The sequence below is a fragment of the Streptomyces sp. NPDC031497 genome, assembly GCF_055580905.1.
Genome location: NZ_JBVIKO010000010.1, coordinates 323,305 through 330,119 on the forward strand (window position 1 = coordinate 323,305; position 6,815 = coordinate 330,119).

The following is a 6,815-nucleotide window of genomic DNA, read 5'->3' on the forward strand; positions in this document are numbered from 1 at the left end:
TGGCTGGTGTCACGATTCGGCGGTTCGTGGTGTGCGAGTACGGGCGCTGTACGCGGGCCTGCCCAGGCTTCATGACCACGGCGCGGGCGTGGTCTCGTCACCGGGCAGCTGCCGGACCCGAGTCCGACGTGGAGACCGGCTACCGCTTTGACAGTGAGAGGCGTCTCGCGGTGCAGGTCCGCTCAGGCGTTCTCGCCGGCGTGTAGACCCCTCACGGTGCCTGGCAGCGGCAGGCGACGTCTGTATCAGTCATGAGACGACCGTAGGAGTGATCCGGGCGAAGGAGTCAGTGGCACGCATGCCGTGCAGAGATAGGATTGTGCCATCGGCTGGGAGGTGAGATGGCAGGCGGAAAGCACCGCGTGGTCGTGGTGGCTCTCGAGAACGTCCTCGCACTCGACATCGGGATCCCGTTGCAGGTCTTCGGGAGCTGGCCGGACGGGCCCTACACGCTGACGGTGTGCGCGGAACAGCCCGGGCTCGTCGCGATGCACGACGGCCCTGCGCTGTCGGTCGCCGACGGGTTGGACGCCCTGGCTACCGCAGACACCGTGATAGTCCCGGGGTACCTGGAGCCCGACACACCCTCCGCCGCGGTCAGCGCCGCGCTCGCGGAGGCGGCAGCTCGGGGCAGTCGCATGGTGTCCATCTGCCTGGGGGCGTTTGCCCTTGCCGCCGCCGGTCTGCTCGACGGCCGACGGGTCACCACGCACTGGCAGTACGCGGCAACACTGGCGAAGCAGTACCCACAGGTGACGCTGCGGTCGGAGGCTCTGTACATCGACGAAGGCCGCGTGCTGACCTCCGGCGGTGTCACCGCCGGCCTCGACCTGTGCCTGCACCTCATCCGCCGCGATCACGGCGCCCGACTGGCGAACCAGCGAGCACGTCTGCTGGTCGCCGCGCCGCACCGCACGGGCGGTCAGGCCCAGTTCATAGACCTGCCGGTGCCTCCCGACCCGGATGACGGACCGGCGCCGGTGTACGAGTGGGCCCTACGCAACCTGCACCAGCAGCTCACCGTCGACCAGTTGGCGCGCAAGGCCGGGGTGTCGCGTCGCACCCTCATCCGCCGTTTTCACTCCGACACCGGCCGACCGCCCATGCGTTGGCTACTCGACGCAAGGCTCGGCCTCGCACGGGAACTCCTGGAATCGAGCGACCTGACGGTGGAAGCGGTCGCACGGCGCTGCGGCCTGGGTACGCCGACCAACTTCCGGACCCTGTTCAAAGCCCACGTCGGAGTACCGCCCCGCGCGTACCGCGAGACGTTCAACTCGGCCCCGTCGAGCAAGGCTTGATTTCCGGCTTTCTGCCCCCTTCAATCCCACCGGTCGCCGTGCAGCTCGGCCCGGTCCGAGCCGGCGCCCGGCTCGGAGAAGCCCTGCGCCAAGACGTGCTCACCGCAGGCGTTCCTTGGCAGAAACCGGCGCAGCAGATTCGGCAGTCCGCCGAAGGAACGGCACGAATGTTGCGACTGGTGGCACGCATGCACCTGCCGTGGTCGGACTCGGGATGCCTAGCCTGCGCATATGGACCTCTCGCTTGAGCTTCCGACCGGCCCGTTGGCCGAGGCCGTCGTCTCCGCGGTGCGTGACTCCGAAACCACTTCTGTCTTCAACCACAGCGTGCGGAGTTTCTTTTTCGCGCAGCTCCTGGCTGAGCGCGAGGGGTGTCTGGAAGATGCCGCATACGATCGTGACCTGCTGTTCGCCGCAACCGTCCTGCACGATCTGGGTACCGGAAATCTCGCCAAGGGCGAAGCCCGCTTCGAGGTGGAGGGTGCCGACCTGGCGGCAGCTCTGCTGCAGGCACATGGAATTCCCGCAGCGGACATCGACCGCGTCTGGGAGGCTATCGCTCTGCATACCTCCCCTGGCATTGCTGAGCGCCGAGGGCTGCTGAGTTTCCTCACTCGCGAAGGTGTGGGGATGGACTTCGGTCGCAACGCGGAACTGGCCGCTGCATGGCAGGACGAGATCCACGCCGCCTACCCCCGTCTCGACATGGTGCGTTCGTTGGTCGACGCCATCGTGGAACGAGCTGCTCGGTCAGACGCCGCGGCGCCTCGCTACTCCATCGGCGGCGAACTGCTGCGCGAGCGGCAGGCCGACGGTGTGACAAGGATGGAGTTGGCGGCCGCCTCATCTCCTTGGGGAGAGTAAGCACTCGGCCGTCGGCTAGGGAGCCGGCGTGCTCGGCCAGATGCCGGCTGTCCTTGCGGCTGACCGGACCCGAAAGGTCCCGGACGTAGTCCCGCATCCGGCGCCGCACCTCAACCCGGCCGAACCGCCCGCTCACCCGCAGGAACAACTCTTCCAGCTCGGCCGTCCACCGTCCCGGGACAGCACACCTAGTGGCTCGTGCCGATGTCCCCATCGTCATTCGGGGAATTCCGCTGTCCCCTGCCGTCCGGTCCTGAGTCGTCGCCTTGGTCTTTCAACAGTTCAAGGAGTGCGGCATCCGCCCTCTTCTGGTCTTCCTTCGTCAGCTCGACCGGCGCGTTGTTGTAGACGGTGTAGCGACTCGGATCGACGATGTTGGCGGCCCGCAGCGTGAACGTCAGCAGGCGGCGCCACCCCTGGCGGTGACCGACTCGCGCCTGCAGCTGGACCCTGTAGTCACGGGCTTCCGGCAGGAACCCGGAGAACGGTGCCTCGAACTCGATGAAGAGTTGCAGCGCTTCTCTGCCGGGCACGACGAAGCCGGCCGGCAGCCTCGCATCCTCGTCCGGCCCCGGCTGGAGACGAGACGGTGTGGACACCCACAGGAGCGGCAGGTGGGAAGCGGGTTCGTCAGGGAAGGTCAGGAGGAGGTCCTGAACGACTATCGGCTTGGGGCCGGTGTTGTGCAGGATGAGCGGGAGCCGCAGGCGCGCTGTGGATGAGTGGACAATCGCCGCGAAGGCATGAGGCTCCCACGTCCTCAGACGCCCTTGCCTGGCGTTGAGCCACCAGAACGACGCGACGGTGAAGAGCAGTGCGCAGGTCGACACCACGCCGGCGCCTGTGAGTGATGAGGACGCGGCCTGCCCGGTCGCGGTCATCAGTGGAACCACAGATTCAGTCTGCCAGTCCCGGCGCGGGCTCGCTGAGGGCTGTGATCAGAATGAGGAGCTTTCCGCGAGGAATGACGGGGGGACGGGGCAAGCCGAAGCTGGTCGCGGACGGGCCCAGGAGACGGCCCAGGCGCTACTGCGCGGTCGGCTTGCTCGGCGGCTCCCAGCCGTGGGTGAGGATGCCGAAGATCTCCTCGACGGCGGCCCGGCGGTCCTGCCGGCCGCGAGCTAGCACCGGGATCTCGAGTACGAATCGGGCGAGAGCCACACATGCGAGGTTGTCGTGGTCAACGCCGAACTCGTCGGCGATGGCCGCGCTCAGGCTGTCGGTGTACCGGGTCCACATGCGTTCGGCGTAGGCGCGCAGCACCGGCGTGGAGTTCACCAGGTTGGTGAACTCGGCCGCCTGAGGATGTGCCTCGATCGACGGCCAGGTGTCCAGGACGTGCTGTCGAAGGGCATCGAGGATGCTCTGGTCGGAGGGTCGCTGCCGCACCGCGGCGATCAACAGTGTCTCCCGGTCTTCGTCCTGGTCGAATACCAGCGCTTCCTTCCCGCTGAAGTGCTTGAACACCGTCGCGGTCGACACGTCGGCGGCGTCGGCGATGTCACGGATGCTCACCTGGTCGTAGCCGCGCGCCAGGAAGAGTTGCAGTGCGGCGTCGGCGATCGCCTGCCGGGTGGCCGCCTTCTTGCGGTCGCGGCGGCTGGCAGAGGGCATGGTCATGGCTGGAGCGTACCCGATAGTCGAATCAGTCGCTAAGTAGAGTCGTTGCACTTTTCTACTCGCTCTGATTTTATGGGCAGGGTGAGCACGTGAGCGGCACATCCTTGTCGGCCCGGCATCGCCTGCACCGCGCCGACCTGTTCATCTGCGAGGCCCCTCCGTGTGGCACATCCGGTGCCGAGGCCGACGACGCCCGGCCTGCTCGCCCCTCTTCGCCGACTGAAAGGGACAACCATGAACTCCCCAGAACCCTCCCGGGCACGCATCAGCATCATCGGTGCCGGCCCCGGCGGACTGACCTGCGCCCGCATCCTTCAGCAGCGCGGCATAGCGGCCACCGTCTACGACCGCGACCGGGGCCCCGACGCGCGCAACCAGGGCGGCACCCTCGACCTGCACGCCGACAACGGCCAGATCGCCCTGCGCGAAGCGGGTTTGCTCGACGAGTTCTTCAAGCTCGCCCGCCCCGAAGGGCAGGAGATGCGCCAGATGGACCCGACCGGCACGATCACCTCCCATGAGATCCCGGCGGCCCATGAACTCTTCAAGCCGGAAATCGACCGTGGCCAGCTGCGTGATCTGTTGCTCGGCTCCCTGCAGCCGGGAACCGTGCACTGGGGCCGCGCCCTCGACACGATCAGCGGACCCGAGGACGGCCCGCGGCACTTGCACTTCACCGACGGCACGACCATCCAGACCGATCTGGTCATCGGCGCCGACGGCGCCTCCTCCCGGGTACGCCCGGCCGTGTCCCCCGCCGTCCCCCAGTACACCGGGGTGAGCTTCCTGGAAGCATGGTTCTCCGACGTCGAGAACCGGCACCCGGACCTGGCCGAGCTGGTCGGCCAGGGCAGCGCCCACGCAGCCGATGGCGAGCGCGGCCTCTTCGCCCAGCGCAACAGCGGAAACCACATCCGCGTCTACCTCGTCCGACGAGCCCCGGTCGACTGGATCAGCACGAGCGGCCTGACGATCGAGGACACCGACGGCATCCGCGCCCTGCTCCTGGGCGAGTACGCCCAATGGTCGCCCCGCATGCGCCGGATGATCACCGAAAACGACGGCCCCTACGTCGACCGCCCGATCTTCGCCCTCCCGGTCCCGCATACCTGGGAACACAGCCCGACGGTGACCCTGCTCGGAGATGCCGCCCACCTCATGCCCCCGCTCGGCGTCGGCGTCAACCTCGCCATGCTCGACGCCGGCGAAATCGCCCTCGCTCTCGCGAACGCCGCCACCGTCGCCGACGCGATCCGCACCTACGAGAAGACCATGCTCGCCCGCTCCACCGAGACGGCCAGGGCCCTCGAAGGCGGCGCCGAACACCTGCTGTCCGCCGACGTACCCGACTTCGGCAGCGACGACGACGCCCAGCACTGAGGACTGACTGAGGTCTTCAGCCGTCGCCGCAGATGGTGGCGCAGCCGAGGGGATGAAGGCTTGGTGGACGTCTCGCCGGCCTGCGCACGCTCCTCGAAGTCGCCCTCGCCGACCCCCATGCCGACACCGACAGCCTGCGCTCGGCCTGCCAGGAGGCCCTTGCCCTCGGCGAACACCAGGAGCGGCTCGTCAAGGCACTCCTCGTCCTCGCCACCAGCGAGCGCGGAATCTCTCGTTGGGACACCCTCGACCTCGCCCAAGTCGTCGAAGGAGTGCTGGCCTCCCGTCGCGACCAAGCAACAGACGAGGCATCGACCTGGCCGAACACCTGACGCCCGCAGTGACGGGCGGGGATCCAAGGCTGATCGAAAGCCTCGTCGCCTACCTCGTCGACAACGCCATCCGCCACAACCACCCGCAGGGACGCGTAGAGATCACCACCCAGAACTCCGGCACCCAGGTGGCCCTTACGGTCACCAACAGCGGTCCGGTCATCCCCGACAACCAGATGCAGCGACTCTTTCACCCCTTCCAGAAACTGGCGCCCGATCGTAACGGCCACCGCGAGGGCTACGGTCTTGGCCTCGCCATCGTCAACGCCGTCGCCCAAGCCCACCACGCCGCCCTCACCACCACCGCACGCCCCGAAGGCGGCCTGTCCATCACCGTTCGGTTCACGCGCCCATCGAATCCGAACCTCGGTCGGTGAGGCGGCGTGGCAAGGGCGGTGGGCAGGCACGTCGGCGCGGCCGTGCCCAGAGAGCGGTAAAGGTCTGCCCGCTCTGGTAGTCCGTCGTTCGCACGGAAATTGAGGGCTTGTCAGGCGACGGCGGGCGGCACCCACTCCAGGAGCCGGATCACCACGCCGTCGGGATCAGCGAGCCGCAGTACCCGTTCACGCTTGGCCGGCGGTGCAGTCGTCCCAGCCGGCACGTCGACGACCCGCGGTCCGGCAGAGCGCTGGACGACGAGAGTCTCGATCCCTCGCAAGCGCTCTGTGGCCGGGCGCCTGACGTAAGCGCACGTGTGGTCGACGCCGGCTGGGGGCGCCTTGCGCCAGACCAGCTGGGGTCACGACAACAGCAGGCAGGGCCGGCGACCGTCGGCCGGCCGAGCCGCGTGGTCCTACGTGAAGCGACGGAGCCGCACCGCTTCGTCGCCGGCTGCCTTCTCAGGGGGAGTACGGGGGCGCGGGCCTGGCGGCGTTCAGTACTGCTCGGTTTCCACGAAGCCCGTGTCCCCGTCGTTGCCCGCGCCGAAGGCGTCGGCGGCGGCGGTCGGATTGAATCCGGGCGGGCTGTCCTTCAGCGCCAGGCCCATGCCGGCGAGTTTTTCCTTGACCTCGTCGATGGACTTCGCGCCGAAGTTGCGGATGTCCAGGAGGTCGGCCTCGGAGCGTGCCAGGAGTTCCCCCACGGAGTGGACGCCCTCGCGCTTGAGGCAGTTGTAGGAGCGGACCGTGAGCTCCAGCTCCTCGATCGGCAGCGCGAGGTCGGCGGCCAGGGCGGTGTCCACCGGGGAGGGGCCCATGTCGATGCCTTCGGCGTCGATGTTCAGCTCGCGGGCGAGACCGAACAGCTCGACCAGGGTCTTGCCGGCCGAGGCCATGGCGTCACGCGGGCGCATGGCCTGCTTGCTCTCGACGTCGAC

Annotated in this window: 7 protein-coding genes and 1 pseudogene; 4 read left to right on the forward strand and 4 right to left on the reverse strand. The window is 68.2% G+C overall.

The window, feature by feature from the left end:
- Positions 1-341 precede the first annotated feature (341 nt).
- Positions 342-1,301, forward strand: coding sequence for a GlxA family transcriptional regulator (locus ACZ5K7_RS23195; protein ID WP_468915673.1), 960 nt, complete (start codon positions 342-344; stop codon positions 1,299-1,301).
- Positions 1,302-1,532: 231 nt separating this feature from the next.
- Positions 1,533-2,165, forward strand: a complete 633-nt coding sequence (locus ACZ5K7_RS23200; RefSeq protein WP_468915674.1) for an HD domain-containing protein — start codon at positions 1,533-1,535, stop codon at positions 2,163-2,165.
- Between the two features lie 22 nt (positions 2,166-2,187).
- Here ACZ5K7_RS23200 and ACZ5K7_RS23205 read toward each other — a convergent pair.
- The 3 genes and pseudogenes from ACZ5K7_RS23205 to ACZ5K7_RS23215 all read right to left on the reverse strand — a co-directional run.
- A pseudogene (locus ACZ5K7_RS23205) lies at positions 2,188-2,379 on the reverse strand (hypothetical protein); the annotation flags it as partial.
- Positions 2,354-3,046, reverse strand: a complete 693-nt coding sequence (locus tag ACZ5K7_RS23210; protein WP_468915675.1) for a hypothetical protein — start codon at positions 3,044-3,046, stop codon at positions 2,354-2,356. The gene ACZ5K7_RS23210 and the pseudogene ACZ5K7_RS23205, both read right to left, overlap by 26 nt.
- Before the next feature lie 145 nt (positions 3,047-3,191).
- Positions 3,192-3,785, reverse strand: a complete 594-nt coding sequence (locus ACZ5K7_RS23215) for a TetR/AcrR family transcriptional regulator (RefSeq protein WP_468915676.1) — start codon at positions 3,783-3,785, stop codon at positions 3,192-3,194.
- A 234-nt stretch (positions 3,786-4,019) separates the two neighbouring features.
- Between ACZ5K7_RS23215 and ACZ5K7_RS23220 the strand changes: the two genes are divergently transcribed.
- Positions 4,020-5,165 (forward strand): FAD-dependent oxidoreductase, encoded by a 1,146-nt coding sequence (locus ACZ5K7_RS23220; protein ID WP_468915678.1) that lies wholly within the window; start codon positions 4,020-4,022, stop codon positions 5,163-5,165.
- 340 nt (positions 5,166-5,505) lie between these two features.
- Positions 5,506-5,874: a sensor histidine kinase gene (locus ACZ5K7_RS23225; RefSeq protein ID WP_468915680.1), complete on the forward strand. Its 369-nt coding sequence runs from the start codon at positions 5,506-5,508 to the stop codon at positions 5,872-5,874.
- A gap of 497 nt (positions 5,875-6,371) precedes the next feature.
- Here ACZ5K7_RS23225 and ACZ5K7_RS23230 read toward each other — a convergent pair.
- On the reverse strand, positions 6,372-6,815 hold a 444-nt coding region (locus tag ACZ5K7_RS23230; protein WP_468915682.1), incomplete at its 5' end, for a DNA-directed RNA polymerase subunit alpha C-terminal domain-containing protein.

Bases quoted from the DNA above. Each gene is read 5' to 3' on its own strand.
- ACZ5K7_RS23195 (WP_468915673.1), top strand. From the start codon at position 342: ATGGCAGGCGGAAAGCACCGCGTGGTCGTGGTGGCTCTCGAGAACGTC.
- ACZ5K7_RS23200 (WP_468915674.1), top strand. From the start codon at position 1,533: ATGGACCTCTCGCTTGAGCTTCCGACCGGCCCGTTGGCCGAGGCCGTC.
- ACZ5K7_RS23210 (WP_468915675.1), bottom strand. From the start codon at position 3,046: ATGACCGCGACCGGGCAGGCCGCGTCCTCATCACTCACAGGCGCCGGC.
- ACZ5K7_RS23215 (WP_468915676.1), bottom strand. From the start codon at position 3,785: ATGACCATGCCCTCTGCCAGCCGCCGCGACCGCAAGAAGGCGGCCACC.
- ACZ5K7_RS23220 (WP_468915678.1), top strand. From the start codon at position 4,020: ATGAACTCCCCAGAACCCTCCCGGGCACGCATCAGCATCATCGGTGCC.